The sequence below is a fragment of the Streptomyces sp. NPDC019443 genome, assembly GCF_044389785.1.
Taxonomy (GTDB): Bacteria; Actinomycetota; Actinomycetes; order Streptomycetales; family Streptomycetaceae; genus Streptomyces.
The window spans coordinates 90,587-109,337 of sequence record NZ_JBIRYJ010000017.1 but is presented as its reverse complement, the minus strand read 5'-3'; the positions used below and the strand labels follow the sequence as shown (position 1 = coordinate 109,337).

Annotated in this window: 16 protein-coding genes; 2 read left to right on the top strand and 14 right to left on the bottom strand. The window is 68.9% G+C overall.

The window, feature by feature from the left end:
• From nuoL to ACH492_RS34020, 12 genes are all read right to left on the bottom strand, one after another.
• Positions 1-1,941, bottom strand: coding sequence for an NADH-quinone oxidoreductase subunit L (gene nuoL / locus ACH492_RS34075; protein ID WP_398992368.1), 1,941 nt, complete (start codon positions 1,939-1,941; stop codon positions 1-3).
• A 14-nt stretch (positions 1,942-1,955) separates the two neighbouring features.
• Positions 1,956-2,255 carry an NADH-quinone oxidoreductase subunit NuoK gene (gene nuoK, locus ACH492_RS34070; protein ID WP_307661754.1) on the bottom strand — a complete coding sequence of 100 codons (300 nt, stop codon included), beginning with the start codon at positions 2,253-2,255 and terminating at the stop codon, positions 1,956-1,958.
• On the bottom strand, positions 2,252-3,127 hold the full coding sequence (locus ACH492_RS34065) for an NADH-quinone oxidoreductase subunit J (RefSeq protein ID WP_398992366.1): 876 nt from the start codon (positions 3,125-3,127) through the stop codon (positions 2,252-2,254). The genes nuoK and ACH492_RS34065 overlap by 4 nt, the downstream gene beginning before the upstream one ends.
• Entirely contained in the window at positions 3,124-3,711 is a 588-nt protein-coding gene (gene nuoI, locus ACH492_RS34060) for an NADH-quinone oxidoreductase subunit NuoI (RefSeq protein ID WP_398992364.1), read from the bottom strand. The genes ACH492_RS34065 and nuoI overlap by 4 nt, the downstream gene beginning before the upstream one ends.
• A complete protein-coding gene (nuoH, locus tag ACH492_RS34055) occupies positions 3,704-5,077 on the bottom strand; it encodes an NADH-quinone oxidoreductase subunit NuoH (protein ID WP_398992425.1) in 1,374 nt (457 codons plus the stop codon). The genes nuoI and nuoH overlap by 8 nt, the downstream gene beginning before the upstream one ends.
• A 62-nt stretch (positions 5,078-5,139) precedes the next feature.
• Entirely contained in the window at positions 5,140-7,650 is a 2,511-nt protein-coding gene (locus tag ACH492_RS34050; protein WP_398992362.1) for an NADH-quinone oxidoreductase subunit G, read from the bottom strand.
• 97 nt (positions 7,651-7,747) lie between these two features.
• Positions 7,748-9,124, bottom strand: coding sequence for an NADH-quinone oxidoreductase subunit NuoF (nuoF, locus tag ACH492_RS34045; protein WP_398992360.1), 1,377 nt, complete (start codon positions 9,122-9,124; stop codon positions 7,748-7,750).
• The gene (nuoE, locus tag ACH492_RS34040) at positions 9,124-9,939 is read right to left on the bottom strand and encodes an NADH-quinone oxidoreductase subunit NuoE (protein WP_398992358.1); all 816 of its coding nucleotides are present in this window, start codon (positions 9,937-9,939) and stop codon (positions 9,124-9,126) included. Before nuoE ends, nuoF begins: the two co-directional genes overlap by 1 nt.
• A 35-nt stretch (positions 9,940-9,974) precedes the next feature.
• Positions 9,975-11,297: an NADH-quinone oxidoreductase subunit D gene (locus ACH492_RS34035; protein ID WP_398992356.1), complete on the bottom strand. Its 1,323-nt coding sequence runs from the start codon at positions 11,295-11,297 to the stop codon at positions 9,975-9,977.
• On the bottom strand, positions 11,297-12,031 hold the full coding sequence (locus tag ACH492_RS34030; RefSeq protein WP_307661761.1) for an NADH-quinone oxidoreductase subunit C: 735 nt from the start codon (positions 12,029-12,031) through the stop codon (positions 11,297-11,299). The genes ACH492_RS34035 and ACH492_RS34030 overlap by 1 nt, the downstream gene beginning before the upstream one ends.
• A complete protein-coding gene (locus tag ACH492_RS34025; protein ID WP_266533888.1) occupies positions 12,028-12,582 on the bottom strand; it encodes an NADH-quinone oxidoreductase subunit B family protein in 555 nt (184 codons plus the stop codon). The genes ACH492_RS34030 and ACH492_RS34025 overlap by 4 nt, the downstream gene beginning before the upstream one ends.
• Positions 12,583-12,601: 19 nt before the next feature.
• Positions 12,602-12,961 (bottom strand): NADH-quinone oxidoreductase subunit A, encoded by a 360-nt coding sequence (locus tag ACH492_RS34020; RefSeq protein WP_307661762.1) that lies wholly within the window; start codon positions 12,959-12,961, stop codon positions 12,602-12,604.
• Positions 12,962-13,654: 693 nt separating this feature from the next.
• Here ACH492_RS34020 and ACH492_RS34015 point away from each other — a divergent pair.
• Entirely contained in the window at positions 13,655-14,443 is a 789-nt protein-coding gene (locus tag ACH492_RS34015) for a C40 family peptidase (protein ID WP_398992352.1), read from the top strand.
• Positions 14,444-14,578: 135 nt separating this feature from the next.
• On the opposite strand, the gene ACH492_RS34010 is transcribed toward ACH492_RS34015, so the two are convergent.
• Positions 14,579-15,865, bottom strand: a complete 1,287-nt coding sequence (locus ACH492_RS34010; RefSeq protein WP_307661764.1) for a geranylgeranyl reductase family protein — start codon at positions 15,863-15,865, stop codon at positions 14,579-14,581.
• Positions 15,866-15,964: 99 nt separating this feature from the next.
• On the opposite strand from ACH492_RS34010, the gene ACH492_RS34005 reads away from it, so the two are divergent.
• Positions 15,965-16,483 (top strand): GNAT family N-acetyltransferase, encoded by a 519-nt coding sequence (locus ACH492_RS34005; protein WP_398992349.1) that lies wholly within the window; start codon positions 15,965-15,967, stop codon positions 16,481-16,483.
• On the opposite strand, the gene ACH492_RS34000 is transcribed toward ACH492_RS34005, so the two are convergent.
• Positions 16,470-18,665, bottom strand: coding sequence for a hypothetical protein (locus ACH492_RS34000; protein ID WP_398992423.1), 2,196 nt, complete (start codon positions 18,663-18,665; stop codon positions 16,470-16,472). The two genes, ACH492_RS34005 and ACH492_RS34000, sit on opposite strands and share 14 nt — an antisense overlap.
• Positions 18,666-18,751 lie beyond the last annotated feature (86 nt).

Genomic DNA, 18,751 nt, shown 5'->3' with positions numbered 1-18,751 from the left:
TTACACCGCCCTCATCAGCAGGGTCGCGGCGATCAGCACTGCCGTACCTCCGAACATCGAGACCGCGTAGGTGCGGGCGTAGCCGTTCTGCAGCTTGCGCAGCCGGCCGGAGAGCCCGCCGAACGAGGCGGCCGTGCCGTTGACCACGCCGTCTACCAGGGTGTGGTCGACGTAGACCAGGGAGCGGGTGAGGTGCTCGCCGCCGCGGACCAGAACCACATGGTTGAAGTCGTCCTGGAGGAGATCGCGGCGGGCGGCCCGGGTGAGCAGACTCCCTCGCGGGGCGACCACGGGAACCGGGCGCCGCCCGTACTGGGCGTAGGCGATGCCCAGGCCGATGACGAGAGCGACGACCGTTGCCGAAGTCACCGCTGTCGCGCTGATGGGCGGATGCCCGTGCTCGAAGTTCGTGACGGGCTTCAGCCAGTTCACGAACGCGTCGTTGAGACTGAACAGGCCTCCGGCGAAGACGGACCCGAAGGCGAGCACCACCATGGGGATGGTCATCGACTTCGGCGACTCGTGCGGATGCGGCATCTCGCCGACGTGCACCTCGATGCCGGGCTCGACGCTCGGTGCCGTGTCCGGGTCGGGGGCGGGCTGCCAGCGCTTCTCACCGAAGAACGTCAGCAGCATCACGCGCGTCATGTAGTACGCGGTGATCGCGGCGCCCAGCAGTGCCGTACCGCCGAGGATCCAGCCCTCCGTACCGCCCTTGGCGAAGGCCGCCTCGATGATCTTGTCCTTGGAGAAGAAGCCGGACAGACCGGGGAAGCCGATGATCGCCAGATAGCCGAGCCCGAAGGTGACGAAGGTGATCGGCATGTACTTCCGCAGGCCGCCGTACTTGCGCATGTCGACCTCGTCGTTCATGCCGTGCATCACCGAGCCCGCGCCGAGGAACAGCCCGGCCTTGAAAAAGCCGTGCGTCACCAGGTGCATGATCGCGAAGGCGTATCCGATCGGGCCGAGGCCGGCCGCGAGGATCATGTAGCCGATCTGCGACATCGTCGAACCGGCCAGCGCCTTCTTGATGTCGTCCTTCGCGCAACCGACGATGGCACCGAAGATCAGCGTCACCGCGCCGACGACCGCGACCGCCAACTGCGCGTCCGGGGCCGCGTTGAAGATCGCCCCGGACCGGGTGATGAGGTAGACGCCTGCGGTCACCATGGTCGCCGCGTGGATCAGGGCCGAGACCGGAGTCGGGCCCTCCATCGCGTCCCCGAGCCAGGACTGCAGCGGCACCTGTGCGGACTTGCCGCACGCCGCGAGCAGCAGCATCAGCCCGATGGCCGTCAGCATGCCCTCGCTCGTCTCACCGGTCGCCTCCAGCACAGGCCCGAAGGCGAACGTCCCGAAGGTGGTGAACATCAGCATGATCGCGATCGACAGACCCATGTCGCCGACGCGGTTGACCAGGAAGGCTTTCTTCGCCGCCGTCGCCGCGCTGGGCTTGTGCTGCCAGAAGCCGATCAGGAGGTACGAGGCGAGGCCGACGCCCTCCCAGCCGACGTACAGCAGGAGGTAGTTGTCTGCGAGGACCAGCAGCAGCATCGCCGCGAGGAAGAGGTTCAGATAGCCGAAGAAGCGGCGGCGGCGCTCGTCGTGCTCCATGTACCCGATCGAGTACACATGGATCAGCGAGCCGACGCCCGTGATCAGCAGGACGAACGTCATCGACAGCTGATCCAGCTGGAAGGCCACGTCAGCCTGGAAGCCCTCGACGGGAATCCAGCTGAACAGCGTCTGGGAGAGGGCGCGTTCATCCGCGCCCTTGCCCAGCATGTCCACGAACAGCACCGCGCCGACCACGAAGGACGCGGCCGCGAACAGCGTGCCGATCCAGTGGCCGCTGCGGTCGAGCCGCCGCCCGCCGCACAGCAGGACCGCCGCTCCGAGCAAAGGCGCCGCGACAAGCAGCGCAATCAGGTTCTCCACGATTCAGCGACCCCTTACAGCTTCATCAGGCTGGCGTCGTCGACCGAGGCCGAGTGGCGGGAACGGAACAGCGACACGATGATCGCTAGCCCGACCACGACTTCAGCGGCGGCGACGACCATCGTGAAGAAGGCGATGATCTGGCCGTCGAGATTGCCGTGCATACGGGAGAAGGCGACGAACGCGAGGTTGCAGGCGTTGAGCATCAGCTCGATGCACATGAAGAGCACGATCGCGTTCCGCCTGATCAGCACCCCGGCCGCGCCGATGGTGAACAACAGCGCCGCGAGATACAGATAGTTGACGGGGTTCACTTCGCGACCTCCTCGTCGTGCGAGTCGTGCGAGTCGTGCGAGTTGTTTCGGTCGCGCGACTCGCGCGACTCGGTCTCACGGCCGAGCCGCTCCTCCGCGCGCTGCTCCAGCGCCCGCAGGTCGTTCAGCGCCTCGCTCGACACATCGCGGATCTGGCCGCGCGCCCGCAGCGTCTTGTTGACGGTGAGCTCGGACGGCGTGCCGTCCGGCAGCAGACCGGCGATGTCCACGGCGTTGTGCCGGGCGTAGACACCGGGCGCGGGCAGCGGCGGAAGGTGCTTGCCTTCCCGTACGCGCTGCTCGGCCAGCTCGCGCTGGGTCTTGGCCCGCTCGGTGCGCTCCCGGTGGGTGAGCACCATCGCGCCGACGGCCGCCGTGATCAGCAGCGCGCTGGTGATCTCGAAGGCGAAGACGTACTTGCTGAAGAGGAGTTGGGCCAGGCCCTCGACATTGCCGCCGTGCGCGGAGTTGGCCGCGCCCAGGCCGTTGAACGTCTTGAGCGAGGCATTGCCGATGCCGGCGATCAGCAGCATGCCGAAGCCCAGACCGCAGGCCGCGGCCAGCCAGCGCTGCCCCTTCAGCGTCTCCCTGAGCGAGTCGGCGGCGGTGACGCCGACCAGCATGACGACGAAGAGGAACAGCATCATGATCGCACCGGTGTAGACGATGATCTGGACGACACCGAGGAAGTACGCGCCGTTGGCGAGGTAGAAGACGGCCAGGACGATCATGGTCCCTGCGAGACAGAGCGCACTGTGCACGGCCCGCCGCATCAGGATCGTGCCGAGCGCCCCGGCGACGGCGATGGTGCCGAGCACCCAGAACTGGACGGCCTCGCCCATGGAAGTGGTGGAGGCGGCGAGGGTGTTCATACGTCCACCTCCTCGTCCTTCTCCCCCTTGGAGACGGCGACCTGCTGGACCGTGCCGGGAGCGGCCTCGCTGACCAGCCCGCGGTAGTAGTCCTGCTCGTCCATGCCCGGGAAGATCGAGTGCGGGGAGTCGACCATGCCCTCCTCGAGACCGGCGAGCAGTTGCTCCTTCGTATAGATGAGGCTCTCGCGGGAGCTGTCGGCCAGTTCGAACTCGTTCGTCATGGTCAGCGCCCGCGTCGGACAGGCCTCGATGCACAGCCCGCACAGAATGCAGCGGGCGTAGTTGATCTGGTAGACCCGGCCGTACCGCTCCCCCGGGGAGTAGCGCTCCTCCTCGGTGTTGTCCGCGCCCTCCACATAGATCGCGTCCGCCGGGCAGGCCCACGCGCACAGCTCGCACCCGATGCACTTCTCGAGCCCGTCCGGATGACGGTTGAGCTGGTGCCTGCCGTGGAAGCGCGGCGCCGTGACCTTCTGCTGTTCCGGGTACTGCTCGGTCAGCCGCTTCCTGAACATGGCCTTGAAGGTCACGCCGAAGCCGGCGACCGGGTTCTGGAACTTGTTCTCGGATTCCTCAGACACCGTCAGCCTCCTTTCCGTCACTAGGACCGTCACTCGCCCCGGGGGTTCGGGGGTCGCCGCCCCCGGAAATGTCGCTGCCGGGGCCACCACTGACAATCAACTCGCGCTCGTGGCGCGGCCGCCTGCGCGGCACCGGCGGCAGGGTCTGCCCCGGCAGCGGCGGTACGGGGAATCCGCCCGCCATCGGGTCGAAGGCGGGCTCCGTCTCCGCGGCCTCCGCCTCCGCCTCCTTCTCCTTCTTGCCGCGGAAGATGTCGGCGACGAAGGAGAGCAGCAGCACCGCGATGACCGCGCCACCGACGTACAGCACGATCTGCTGGAAGTCGTAGTTCTCGTTCCGCAGCGCCCGTACGGTCGCCACCAGCATCAGCCAGACCACCGATACCGGGATCAGCACCTTCCAGCCGAGCTTCATCAGCTGGTCGTAGCGGACGCGGGGCAGCGTGCCGCGCAGCCAGATGAAGAAGAACAGCAGCAGCTGGACCTTGATGACGAACCAGAGCATCGGCCACCAGCCGTGGTTCGCGCCCTCCCAGAAGGTCGAGATGGGGTACGGGGCCCGCCAGCCGCCCAGGAAGAGGGTGGCCGAGACGGCGGAGACGGTGACCATGTTGACGTACTCGGCCAGCATGAACATCGCGAACTTGATCGAGCTGTACTCGGTGTTGAAGCCGCCGACCAGGTCGCCCTCGGACTCCGGCATGTCGAACGGAGCACGGTTCGTCTCGCCGACCATCGTGACGACGTAGATGATGAAGGAGACCGGCAGCAGGATGATGAACCAGCGGTCCGCCTGCGCCTCGACGATCGCCGAGGTCGACATCGACCCGGAGTAGAGGAAGACGGAGGCGAAGGCCGCGCCCATCGCGATCTCGTACGAGATCATCTGCGCGCACGACCTCAAGCCGCCCAGCAGCGGATACGTCGATCCCGACGACCAGCCGGCCAGCACGATGCCGTAGATCCCGACCGAGGCGACCGCGAGGATGTAGAGCATCGCGATCGGAAGGTCGGTGAGCTGCATCGAGGTGCGGTGACCGAAGATCGAGACCTCGTTGCCGGCCGGCCCGAAGGGGATCACGGCGATCGCCATGAAGGCCGGGATCGCGGCGATGACCGGCGCGAGGACATAGACGACCTTGTCCGCACGCTTGACGATCAAGTCTTCCTTCAGCATCAGCTTGATGCCGTCGGCGAGCGACTGGAGCATGCCCCAGGGGCCGTGCCGGTTGGGGCCGATGCGCAGCTGCATCCAGGCGACGACCTTGCGCTCCCACACGATGGAGAAGAGCACGGTGATCATCAGGAAGGCGAAGCAGAACACGGCCTTGATGACGACGAGCCACCAGGGGTCGCGTCCGAACATCGAAAGATCCTCAGCCGCGAGCACGCTCCGCTGGGCCTCCGCGATATTTGCGAGGGTCGGGTTCACGCTCGCACCTCCGGTACGTCAGGGGTGGCGGTCTCTGCCGCCGCCGGGCCGATGCGGACCAGCTGCCCGGGGATCGCACCGGTGTCCGAAGTGACGCCGCCGCCGGCCGAGTTCAGCGGGAGCCACACCACCCGGTCGGGCATCTCGCTCACCTGGAGCGGGAACCTGACCGAGCCGGCGGGGCCGGTGACGGCGAGGACGTCGCCGTCCTTCACACCCGTCTCGGCCGCCGTCGCCGCGGAGAGCCGGGCGACCGCCGCGTGGCGGGTGCCCGCCAGCGCCTCGTCGCCCTGCTGAAGCAGGCCCTGGTCGAGCAGCAGCCGGTGGCCGGCGAGGACCGCCTCGCCCTCGCCCGGGCGGGGCAGGGACTGTGCGGACTCATTGGGCTCGGTGGCCCGCGGTCCGTCCCACGTGCCCAGCCGGTCCAGCTCGTTGCGTACGGACTTGAGGTCCGGCAGCCCGAAGCTGACGTCGAGCGCGTCCGCCAGCATGTGCAGCACCCGCGCATCGGCCGGCGCCAGGCGGCGCGTCATGTGCTCGGGCTTCAGCGCGGCCTCGAACAGCCTCGCCCTGCCCTCCCAGTTGAGGAACGTGCCCGGCTTCTCGGCGACGGCCGCGACCGGGAAGACCACGTCCGCCCGCTCGGTGACCTCGCTGGGCCGCAGCTCCAGGGAGACCAGGAAGCCGACCGCGTCGAGTGCCTCACGTGCGCGCTGCGGATCGGGCAGGTCCGCGACCTCGACGCCCGCCACCAGCAGCGCGCCCAGTTCGCCGGTGGCCGCGGCCTCGACGATCTGGCCGGTGTCGCGGCCGTAACGGAGCGGGAGTTCGCGTACGCGCCAGGCCACCGCGGTCTCCTCGCGGGCCCGCGGGTCGGTGGCCGGGCGGCCGCCGGGCAGCAGCGAGGGGATCGCGCCCGCCTCGAGCGCGCCGCGCTCGCCCGCCCTGCGCGGGATCCACACCAGCTGCGCGCCGGTCGCGGTCGCGGCCCGTACCGCGGCGGTCGGTCCGCCGGGCACGGCAGCGAGCCGCTCGCCGACGACGATCACCGCGCCGTCGGAGCGCAGCGCCTCGGCCGCCTTCGCGCCGTCGCCGTCCAGGCCCGCGCCGCCGCTCAACGCGTCCAGCCACTCGGTCTCGGTGCCGGGGGCGGCGGGGAGCAGTGTGCCGCCCGCCTTCGTCAAGCCGCGGGTGGCGTGCGTGGCCAGCGCGAAGGTGCGCTGCCCGTGCTTGCGGTTGGCCTTGCGCAGCCGCAGGAAGACACCGGGGGCCTCCTCCTCGGACTCGATCCCGACCAGCAGGACCGCCGGGGCCTTCTCCAGGGAGGTGTAGGTGACCCCGCTGCCGTCCAGGTCCCGGCCGCGCCCCGCGACGCGGGCGGCCAGGAAGTCGGCCTCCTCGCTGCTGTGCACGCGTGCGCGGAAGTCGACGTCGTTGGTGTCCAGGGCGACTCGGGCGAACTTGGCGTACGCGTACGAGTCCTCGACGGTCAGCCGGCCGCCCACCAGGACACCGGCCCGGCCGCGGGCCGCGCTCAGTCCGCGGGCCGCCGCCTCCAGCGCCTCCGGCCAGCTCGCCGGCTCCAGTTCACCCTGCTCGTTGCGTACAAGAGGAGTCGTGAGCCGGTCCGGCTTCTGCGCGTAGCGGAAGCCGAAGCGCCCCTTGTCGCACATCCACTCCTCGTTGACCTCGGGGTCCTCGGCCGCGAGCCGCCGCATGACCTTGCCGCGCCGGTGGTCCGTACGCGTCGCGCAGCCGCCCGCGCAGTGCTCGCACACCGAAGGCGACGACACCAGGTCGAAGGGGCGGGAGCGGAAGCGGTACGCGGCCGACGTCAGCGCGCCCACCGGGCAGATCTGGATGGTGTTCCCGGAGAAGTACGACTCGAACGGGTCGCCCTCTCCGGTGCCGACCTGCTGGAGCGCACCGCGCTCGAGCAGCTCGATCATCGGGTCGCCCGCGACCTGGTTGGAGAACCGGGTGCACCGGGCGCACAGCACGCACCGCTCGCGGTCGAGCAGCACCTGTGTGGAGATCGGGACGGGCTTCTCGAACGTCCGCTTCTTGCCCTCGAAGCGGGTGTCCGGGTCGCCGACCTGCATCGCCTGGTTCTGCAGGGGGCACTCGCCGCCCTTGTCGCAGACCGGGCAGTCCAGCGGGTGGTTGATGAGGAGCAGCTCCATCACACCGCGCTGGGCCTTCTCGGCGACCGGCGAGGTGAGCTGCGACTTGACGACCATGCCGTCGGTGCAGGTGATGGTGCAGGACGCCATCGGCTTGCGCTGGCCCTCGACCTCGACGATGCACTGGCGGCAGGCGCCGGCCGGGTCGAGGAGGGGGTGGTCGCAGAACCGCGGGATCTCGATGCCGAGCATTTCGGCGGCCCGGATGACCAGAGTGCCCTTGGGCACGCTGATCTCGATGCCGTCGATCGTCAGCGACACGAGATCTTCCGGCGGAACGGCCGCGTTGCCGCCTCCGGCGGGGTTGGACGTCGTGACGGTCATGCCCGTACCTCCGCACGAGGTGAGTCGGACTGCGGTGCTTCGCCCGCAGGACGGTGGGCGGCGAAGCCGCGGCCGGGGCTCGGCGCATACGCCTCAGTCATGCGGTCACCTCCAGGTGCTTGTCGGCCCAGGCGGTCGACCTCGCGGGGTCGAAGGGGCAGCCCTTGCCGGTGATGTGCTGCTCGTACTCCTCGCGGAAGTACTTGAGCGAGGAGAAGATCGGGGACGCGGCTCCGTCGCCCAGTGCGCAGAAGGACTTGCCGTTGATGTTGTCGGCGATGTCGTTCAGCTTGTCGAGGTCGGACATGACGCCCTTGCCGGCCTCGATGTCGCGCAGCAACTGCACCAGCCAGTACGTGCCTTCGCGGCACGGCGTGCACTTGCCGCAGGACTCATGGGCGTAGAACTCGGTCCACCGCGTCACGGCCCGCACCACGCAGGTCGTCTCGTCGAAGCACTGCAGCGCCTTGGTGCCGAGCATCGAACCGGCGGCGCCCACGCCCTCGTAGTCCAGCGGCACATCGAGGTGCTCGTCGGTGAACATCGGGGTCGAGGAGCCGCCCGGAGTCCAGAACTTGAGGCTGTGGCCCTTGCGCATGCCGCCGCTCATGTCGAGCAGCTGGCGCAGTGTGATGCCGAGCGGGGCCTCGTACTGGCCGGGGTTGGTGACATGGCCGCTGAGCGAGTACAGCGTGAAGCCCGGGGACTTCTCGCTGCCCATCGACTTGAACCAGTCCTTGCCTCGATGAAGGATCGCGGGAACGGACGCGATGGACTCGACGTTGTTCACCACAGTGGGACACGCGTACAGACCGGCGACCGCGGGGAAGGGGGGACGCAGCCGGGGCTGACCGCGACGTCCTTCCAGGGAGTCCAGCAGCGCGGTCTCCTCACCGCAGATGTACGCGCCCGCGCCCGCGTGCACGGTGACTTCGAGGTCGAGTCCGGACCCCAGGATGTCCTTGCCGAGGAAGCCCGCCTCGTATGCCTCGCGTACGGCTTCGTGCAGCCGCCGCAGTACGGGGACGACTTCACCGCGCAGATAGATGAACGCGTGATTCGACCGGATCGCGTAGCAGGCGATCACGATTCCCTCGATGAGGGAGTGCGGGTTGGCGAACAGGAGCGGGATGTCCTTGCAGGTCCCGGGCTCCGATTCGTCGGCGTTGACAACGAGGTAGTGCGGCTTGCCGTCGCCCTGCGGAATGAACTGCCACTTCATCCCGGTGGGGAAGCCCGCGCCGCCGCGGCCGCGCAGTCCGGAGTCCTTGACGTACGCGATGAGGTCGTCCGGCGACATGGCCAGCGCCTTGCGCAGCCCCTCGTACCCCTCGTGCCGCCGGTAGGTGTCCAGCGTCCAGGACTCCGCCTCGTCCCAGAAGGCGGAGAGGACGGGCACGAGAAGCTTCTCGGGACTCGTCTCTCCCCCGGCCTCCGGTCCGGCGGTGCCCCCAAACTCGGTGGACAAGGTCATCACTCCCCCTCCTCGGCTGCGGGTCCGGCCGGGTGGTCAGGGTCGGAGGCCGAGGTCTGCTGCGGTGCGTCGTGCGAGCTGAGGTGCTCGGAACCGGGCTGGGGCGGTGCGTCGTGCGCTGCCTCGCCGCGCGGGGAGACCACTCGCGCCGCCGGACTCTCGCCCTTGGCCAGGCGCAGGCCGATCAGCGAGGCGGGTCCCGCGCCGCCGCTCGCCCCGACCGCGCCCGGGCGCTCGTCGGGGAAGCCCGCGAGGATCCGCGCGGTCTCCTTGTACGTACACAGTGGAGCGCCGCGGGTCGGCTCGACGGGCCGTCCCGCGCGCAGATCGTCGACGAGGCGCTTGGCGGTCTCGGGTGTCTGGTTGTCGAAGAACTCCCAGTTGACCATCACCACGGGGGCGAAGTCGCAGGCCGCGTTGCACTCGATGTGCTCGAGGGTGACCTTGCCGTCCTCGGTCGTCTCGCTGTTGCCGACGCCGAGGTGCTGCTTGAGCTCGTCGAAGATGGCGTCGCCGCCCATCACCGCGCAGAGCGTGTTGGTGCAGACACCGACCTGGTAGTCGCCGGAGGGCACCCGCCGGTACATCGTGTAGAAGGTGGAGACCGCGGTGACCTCCGCGGTGGTCAGGTCCAGCATCTCGGCGCAGAAGCGGACGCCGGTGCGGGTGACGTACCCCTCCTCGGACTGCACGAGGTGCAGCAGCGGCAGCAGGGCGGACCGGCTGTCGGGGTAGCGGGCGATGAGTTCCCTCGCGTCCGCTTCGAGCCGGGCGCGCACATCGGCCGGGTAGTCGGGGGCGGGGAGCTGGGGCATGCCCAGGCTCACCTCTTGATTAGCTGGTGTGGCTGTCACCGGTCGACGCCTCCCATCACGGGGTCGATGGACGCGACGGCGACGATGACGTCGGCGACCTGGCCGCCCTCGCACATCGCCGCCATGGCCTGCAGATTGGTGAAGGACGGGTCGCGGAAGTGGACCCGGTAGGGGCGGGTGCCGCCGTCGGAGACGACATGGACGCCGAGCTCGCCCTTGGGCGACTCGACGGCCGCGTACGCCTGTCCGGGCGGCACCCGGAACCCCTCGGTCACCAGCTTGAAGTGGTGGATCAGGGCCTCCATCGAGGTGCCCATGATCTTCTTGATGTGATCGAGGGAGTTGCCGAGACCGTCGGGGCCGAGCGCGAGCTGCGCGGGCCAGGCGATCTTCTTGTCGGCGACCATGACCGGTCCCGGCTCGAGCCGGTCCAGGCACTGCTCGACGATGCGCAGCGACTGCCGCATCTCCTCCAGGCGGACGAGGAAGCGGCCGTACGCGTCGCAGCTGTCGGCGGTCGGGACGTCGAACTCGTACGTCTCGTAACCGCAGTAGGGGTCGGTCTTGCGCAGATCGTGGGCGAGGCCCGCGGCGCGCAGGATCGGCCCGGTGGCGCCCAGTGCCATGCAGCCGGTCAGATCGAGGTAGCCGACGTCCTGCATGCGGGCCTTGAAGATGGGGTTGCCGGTGGCGAGCTTGTCGTACTCCGGCAGGTTCTTGGTCATCTTCTTGACGAACTCGCGCATGGCGTCGACCGCGCCGGGCGGCAGGTCCTGGGCGAGTCCTCCGGGCCGGATGAACGCGTGGTTCATCCGCAGGCCGGTGATCAGTTCGTACAGGTCCAGGATCATTTCGCGGTCCCGGAACCCGTAGATCATGATCGTGGTGGCGCCGAGCTCCATACCGCCGGTGGCGATGGCCACCAGGTGGGACGAGAGGCGGTTGAGCTCCATCAGCAGGACGCGGATGATGGTGGCCCGGTCCGGGATCTGGTCGGTGATGCCGAGCAGCTTCTCCACGCCCAGGCAGTACGCCGTCTCGTTGTAGAACGAGGTGAGGTAGTCCATGCGCGTGACGAAGGTCGTGCCCTGCGTCCAGGTCCGGAATTCGAGGTTCTTCTCGATGCCGGTGTGGAGGTAGCCGATGCCGCAGCGGGCCTCGGTGACCGTCTCTCCGTCGATCTCCAGGATCAGCCGGAGCACACCGTGTGTGGAGGGATGCTGCGGGCCCATGTTGACGACGATCCGCTCGTCGTCGGCCTTGGCCGCGGACTGGACGACCTCGTCCCAGTCGCCGCCGGTGACTGTATAGACAGTTCCCTCGGTGGTCTCGCGGGCAGAAGCGTGAGAAGTAGACATCAGCTGTACGACCTCCGCTGGTCCGGAGCCGGGATCTGAGCGCCCTTGTACTCGACGGCGATGCCGCCGAGCGGATAGTCCTTGCGCTGCGGGAAGCCCTGCCAGTCGTCCGGCATCATGATCCGCGTCAGGGCGGGGTGGCCGTCGAAGACGAGCCCGAAGAAGTCGTACGTCTCGCGCTCGTGCCAGTCGTTGGTCGGGTAGACCGCGACCAGCGACGGGACGTGCGGATCGCTGTCCGGTGCGGAGACCTCGAGGCGGATCAGCCGGCCGTGGGTGATCGAGCGCAGGTGGTAGACGGCGTGCAGCTCGCGGCCCTTGTCCTCGGGGAAGTGGACACCGCTGACGCCCGTACAGAGCTCGAAGCGGAGCGCCGGGTCGTCGCGCAGGGTGCGCGCCACTTTCAGGAGGTGCTCGCGGGCGATGTGGAAGGTGACCTCGCCGCGGTCGACGACCGTCTTCTCGATGGCGTTCTCGGGGACGAGTCCCTGTTCTTCCAGCGCGCCTTCCAGCTCGTCGGCCACCTCGTCGAAGTACCCGCCGTAGGGGCGGCTCGCGGGCCCCGGGAGGCGTACGGAGCGGATGAGCCCGCCGTAGCCGGAGGTGTCGCCGCCGTTGTTCGCACCGAACATGCCGCGCTGGACGCGGATCTCCTCGCCGTGCTCACCACGCTGGCCGGGCAGGTTCTGCGCGCCGACTTCCTTGTCGGGGTTCGGCTCACTGGTCTCGCTCACCGGAGCAGCCCCTTCATCTCAATGGTGGGGAGCGCCTTGAGGGCCGCTTCCTCCGCCTCGCGGGCCGCCTCCTCCGCGTTCACGCCGAGCTTGGAGGTCTGGATCTTCTGGTGAAGCTTGAGGATCGCGTCCATCAGCATCTCCGGACGCGGCGGGCAGCCTGGCAAATAGATGTCAACAGGAACAATGTGGTCAACGCCCTGCACAATCGCGTAATTGTTGAACATTCCGCCCGATGATGCGCAAACACCCATGGAAATAACCCACTTGGGGTTGGGCATCTGGTCGTAGACCTGCCGCAGGACGGGCGCCATCTTCTGACTGACCCGCCCCGCCACGATCATCAGGTCGGCCTGGCGCGGCGAGCCGCGGAAGACCTCCATGCCGAAGCGGGCCAGGTCGTAACGGCCGGCGCCGGTCGTCATCATCTCGATGGCGCAGCAGGCAAGGCCGAAGGTCGCCGGGAAGACGGATGACTTGCGCACCCAGCCCGAGGCCTGTTCGACGGTGGTCAGCAGGAAACCGCTCGGCAGCTTCTCTTCGATTCCCATTGGTGTGCTCCTCAGCCCCTCAGTCCCATTCCAGGCCGCCCCGCCGCCATACATACGCGTAGGCGACGAAGACGGTGAGCACGAAGAGCAGCATCTCCACGAGCCCGAAAAGCCCCAGGGCGTCGAAGGTGACCGCCCAGGGGTAGAGGAAGACGATCTCGATGTCGAAGACGATGAAGAGCATCGCCGTCAGGTAGTACTTGATGGGAAAGCGGCCGCCTCCGGCCGGCGTCGGAGTCGGCTCGATGCCGCACTCGTACGCCTCCATTTTTGCCCGGTTGTACCGTTTGGGGCCGATAAGCGTGGCCATGACCACGGAGAAGATCGCAAACCCTGCCCCGAGGGCGCCGAGCACAAGGATGGGCGCGTAAGCATTCACCCTCCTCGCTCCTTCCAGTCGTCCTTGACCGTTGGACCGCGCCGGGCATCCGCCTCGCCGCCTCAGCGAAGATCGTGCACATGTGAGGCAGTTCACAAGCCCGACTGCTCCGCATCCTATGCCTGCCGGTCTGTGATCTGCGACACGGGGTGCGACAACGCCTTTGTGATCTCCACCACCCGTCGAACGATCATGAAGTCGGATGAGCGGTGATCTACATACGCGAAGCGCCCGAGTGGTCACCAGACGTGACATCCGACGGTGTTACCGCTGGTCGGAGGCTGTGCGCTCTACCAAGCAGTGGCCCGTTCGGGCAAATTGGCGATGGACCTCAACGGGTGATAGTGGACGCCGCCCCACCCGGGTGGGGGCACGGGCGGACCGAAGTGGACAACGTGCCCGCATTCACGAACCTCCGGCCACCCGGACGTTGACCTTTCTGTGACCTGCGCCACGCGCTTGTGACTTCAACAAAAGCGGGCTTGGCCAACGGTGTGAAGGGGTGGTAGGCGCCAGGCAATTCGGACCTTTTACGGAAAGCCCTTGATCAAAGCCGTGATCACGCATGCCCGTATTGCCCGTTACGGCGTCAATAAGGGTCCAGGTGGAGCGGATTCAGAGATTCCGGTCGTAACTGTGGCGCAACACACGTTTCTTGAAGGGAACCGCGCGCCCCTGATAGCGGTTGTACTCATGTCCCACACCGCTCACATACCCAGCCACCGGAAGCCCCGCCGCAGCGCATCGAAACTCGCGCTCCGGGCCGGAGTTGCCGGTGGCGTCCTCAGCACCATGGCAGTGGCCGGAGCTGCCGGGCCGGCGAACGCCGAGCCGGTGACCGAGACCATCGAAATGCCGACGCTCACCTCCGGCGCCCTCTCCGCCGCCGTCTCGCAGTCCGCCGAGGCCACTCAGCAGGTCGCCCTCGACCTCGAGTTGCAGGCCCAGGAGGACGCCGCCGCCGCCAAGGCCGCGAAGTCCGCCAAGCTGGCCCACGCCGAGGCCGAGCGCAAGGCCGAGGCCAAGAAGAAGGCCGAGGCGAAGAAGCGCGCCGAGGCCGAGGCCAAGGAGCGCGCCTCCCGCTCCTCCGAGCGCACCACGCTCTCCGCCCCCACCTCGAACGCCACGGGCTCCGCAGCGACCGTTGTCGCCTTCCTCAAGGCACAGCTCGGCGACGCCTACGTCATGGGCGCCTCCGGCCCCAACTCCTGGGACTGCTCCAGCCTCGTCCAGGCCGCTTTCCGGACGGTCGGCGTCGACCTCCCGCGCGTCTCGCAGGACCAGTCGGTGGCCGGCACCCAGGTGGGCACCTCCAACCTCCAGGTCGGCGACATCCTCTACTGGGGCGGCGCCGGTTCCGCGTACCACACCGGTGTCTACATCGGCGACGGCAAGTACCTCGACGCCGCCAACCCCGGCAAGGGCGTCGTCATCCAGGACCTGTCGGGCTACCCGGCGAGCGGTGCGGTCCGGGTTCTCTGACGGCACGCACACCACGAAGGGCCGCGGCTCCCCCGCTCGGGGGTGGAGCCGCGGCCCTTCGTCCGTTCACCGGCCTGCCCATTTCGGTTACATATCGGCGCGGATTGCTCACTCGGGGTGGGCAGTGGGCCCGTATCAGGCCTTCGGGGCCACCTTCGAGAGGCCGTTGATGATCCGGTCCATCGCGTCGCCGCCCGTCGGGTCGGTCAGGTTCGCCAGCATCTTCAGCGTGAACTTCATCAGCAGCGGGTGGGTCAGACCGCGCTGCGTCGCGATCTTCATGACCTTCGGGTTGCCGATGAGCTTCACGAACGCCCGGCCGAGGGTGTAGTAGCCGCCGTATGTGTCCTTGAGGACCTTCGGGTAGCGGTGCAGCGCCAGCTCCCGCTGCGCCGGGGTCTGCCGGGCGTGCGCCTGCACGATCACATCGGCGGCGATCTGCCCGGACTCCATGGCGTACGCGATGCCCTCACCGTTGAACGGGTTGACCAGCCCTCCCGCGTCGCCGACCAGCAGCAGGCCCTTGGTGTAGTGCGGCTGGCGGTTGAAGGCCATCGGGAGCGCGGCGCCGCGGATCGGCATCGTCATGTTCTCCTCGGTGTACCCCCAGTCCTCCGGCATCGAGGCGCACCAGGCCTTGAGCACCTCGCGCCAGTCCAGCTCCTTGAAGGAGGCGGAGGTGTTGAGTACGCCGAGGCCGACGTTGGAGGTGCCGTCGCCCATGCCGAAGATCCAGCCGTAGCCGGGCAGCAGCCGGTCCTCGCCCGGGCCGCGGCGGTCCCACAGCTCCAGCCAGGACTCCAGGTAGTCGTCGTCGTGGCGGGGCGAGGTGAAGTACGTCCGTACGGCCACGCCCATCGGCCGGTCCTCACGCCGGTGCAGCCCCATGGCGAGGGAGATCCGCGAGGAGTTGCCGTCGGCGGCGACGACGAGCGGCGCGTGGAAGGTGACCGGGGTCTTCTCCTCACCCACCTTGGCGTTCACGCCGGTGATACGGCCGGTGCGGTCGTCGATGATCGGAGCCCCGACATTGCACCGCTCGTACAACCGCGCGCCCGCCTTCTGCGCCTGCCGGGCCAGCTGCTCGTCGAAGTCGTCGCGCTTGCGGACGAGTCCGTAGTCCGGGTACGAGGCGAGATCCGGCCAGTCGAGCTGCAGGCGCACCCCGCCGCCGATGATCCGCAGGCCCTTGTTCCGCAGCCAGCCGGCTTCCTCGGAGATGTCGATACCCATCGCGACCAGCTGCTTGGTCGCGCGGGGCGTAAGGCCGTCGCCGCACACCTTCTCGCGCGGGAAGGCGGTCTTCTCGAGGAGCAGGACGTCGAGTCCGGCCTTGGCGAGGTAGTACGCGGTTGTGGAGCCGGCCGGGCCTGCCCCGACGACGATCACATCGGCGGTGTGTTCGGAGAGGGGCTCGGTCACGGCGGGTTCTCCCGAAGACTCGATATTGCGTACCGAATGGCACAGGACGTGTGCAGTCTATGGGGGCGTACTGATCCACAAACTGAAGGGTTCCCCCCTATGAGCAGGCCGCTCCCCGCCGTACAGCTGCGCGTGCCCACCGACGAGGACGCCCTGGCCTGGCACAGGATCTTCAACGATCCGGACGTCATGGAGTTCCACGGCGGGACGTCGGCCGAGCTTTCGGTCTACGAGGAGCTGACCGCCCGCCAGCGCAGACACGACGCCGAGCGCGGCTTCTGCTTCTGGACCATGCTCGACGAGGACGGCGAGGTCATCGGCTTCACCGGCGCACAGCCCTGGCCGCACGAGGGCTTCGGCCCGGTCGGCGAGATCGAGATCGGCTGGCGGCTGGCGCGGTCCGCGTGGGGCAAGGGGTACGCGACGGCCGCCGCCCGCACCACGCTGGAGCGGGTGCGGGCGGTGGGCGTCGAGCGGGTCGTGGCGATGGTGAACGCCCGCAACGAGCGCTCGATCGCGGTGATCCGGCGGCTGGGGATGGAGCTGGCCGAGACGTTCACGACGCCGGTGTCCCAGCAGAAGGGGTACTGCTTCCGGCTGCAACTCAGTTCGCCTTGAACGTGTTGATCGCGGTGGAGAACACCACGTCCCTGTTCGCGTCCCAGAGGTCGGCGCGGCCCGCGGCGAGGATGGCGTACTCCGTGCCGTCCGCGGCCACGAACGCCTGGTCGATGACGTGCCGCCGCAGGCCGCCCTGGTCCGGTTCGGGGATGTGGGTGAACTCCCAGAGCGCGCCCGGCCGTCCCTGGTAGGTGTTCTGCGCCAGCCGGCTGCGCTGGTAGTCGGTCTCGGGGGTCTCCAGGTGCTTCTTCTCCAGGCCGAGGAAGTTCTCGTACGAGGACATGGGGGTGTTCTTGACGATCCCGATCTGGATGTACGAACCACCCGTCGGGGCCTCGTAGAAGATCTGGCTGCCCGCCTGCCGGCGCTTCCAGCCGTCCATCACCCCGACGGTGAACCCGGCGGGGTCCCGCTTCACTACAAAGCCGGCGGGGAGCGCGGCGCCGCCCGGGGATTGGGACTGGGCGGGGTTGGTGGACGGGGTGGCGGCGGGGGACACGGGAGCTGAGTCGGAAGGCGAGGCGGATGGTGAGGCGGACGCCGGCGGGTCCTGCTTGGGGGTGGGCGACTGCGAGGCGGCGGGTGGCTTGTTCTGCGCCTGGTCCGACTCGTCGTCGTTCTTCTTCAGGAGCAGCGCCCCGGCTGTCGCGCCGCCGCCGATGACGAACGCGGCGGTGAGGGTGGCCGTCCAGACAAGGACCTTGCGCTTGCGCTCGGCCGCGGCTGCCGTGGCGGCTGGATCGTGGGCAACCCCCGGCGCGGCGGCGAGGTGCACGGTGTGGGGGTCAGCCACATAGGGAGCGGCAGGAGGTGTGGCGGGAGCCGTGGCAGGAGGCGTGGCGGGGGCCGCCGGAGTCACCGGGGTCGCCAGCGGGCCATGCGCCGGAACCGCCGGAACTGGCGGAACCGGCAGAACCGGCAGAACTGCCGCTTGCTGCCCCACCATCCGCAGCACATACGGGCCCAGGAACGTCGCCGCCCCCACCCACAGCAGCCCGAACAGCAGCGCGTCCGGAACGCTCGGCGCGAACTCCGAGGTGCCCTGACCGCCAAAGTCCGCGAGGCCGCCCGCAAAGTCGGCCGAGACTCCGCTGACGCCCGTGAACAGCAGGACGAGCCCCAGCGAGAAGCCGCCGGCCAGCAGCTGCTCGCGACGGTCCGCCGAGCGGCGAGCCGCCCACACGCCGAGCGTGAGCGCGCAGACCGCACCGAGGGCGAGCGCCCCGGCGACCGCCCCGCCGCCCCACACATCGTTGATCTCCGGGAGTCCGAAACTGCCGTGCTCCGTGCTGGAGCCGATCGCGCTGAACTGGCCCTGGACGTCGTACTCCACCGGCACGCCCCAGCTCAGCCCGAGCACCGCGAAGCCGATGTTGGGCAGGATCGCCAGCGCGACCAGCATGGCCGTGCCGTCCACGTCGTCGGCGTTGGCATACGCGACAAAGCCGACCAGCGAGCAGAGCGCCAGCACGGCGCCGAGCGCGCGCACCGCCGTCCCCAGCGCACGTACCGTCGAGCGTGCCGCGGGCCGCTGCGCCAGCCACGCCGCGAGGTCGTCGCGCTGCAGCACCCCGCAGGTCACCGCGAGCGAGATCGCCAGGGCGCCGAGCGCCGCGAGCAGCGGGGACGAGGAGACCGCCACGCCCGCGATCTCGGGCTGCGCGAACAGGCCGAGCACGAGGACCACACCGGTGACCAGCAGCGAGAGCCGTACGGCGGCTTCCAGCCCGGCCCCTCGCGTACGCAGCATCCGTGCACCCACGTACAGCGCGCCGATCCACAACAGCGTCACCGTCAGCGGCACCACGGAGAGCGAGGCCGCGCCCATCGCGTCGATGCCCGAGTCGCCATAGTCCGAGGGGCCCGCGCCCGAGGTGTCGGGGTACCCTCCGCCGCCGCCGAAGATCCCGCCCGAGGAGCCGGAGCCTGAGCCCGAATCCGAGCCTGAGCCCGAGCCCGAGCCGAACGGTGACGAGCCGCCCGCCGCCTTCACCTCGAAGCCGCCGCCGAACCCTTGCAGCAGCATCGCGAGCGCGATCCGCAGCCGGTCGCTCCAGCCGACGACGACCTCGTCGTCCTGGCCGTACGACGGAATGGCGAGCACCACCGCCAGCGCCAGCAGCAGTCCGGCCGGCCAGGCCGCGGCCTTCGCGGCTGCCAGCCAGTCGCCGCGGAACACCCGTCCGAAGAACGCCCCGACGGGGGAAGGCTGGGCGGGCTGGGCGGGCTGCCCAACCGCAAAAGCAGGTGGAGCCGGAGGCATCG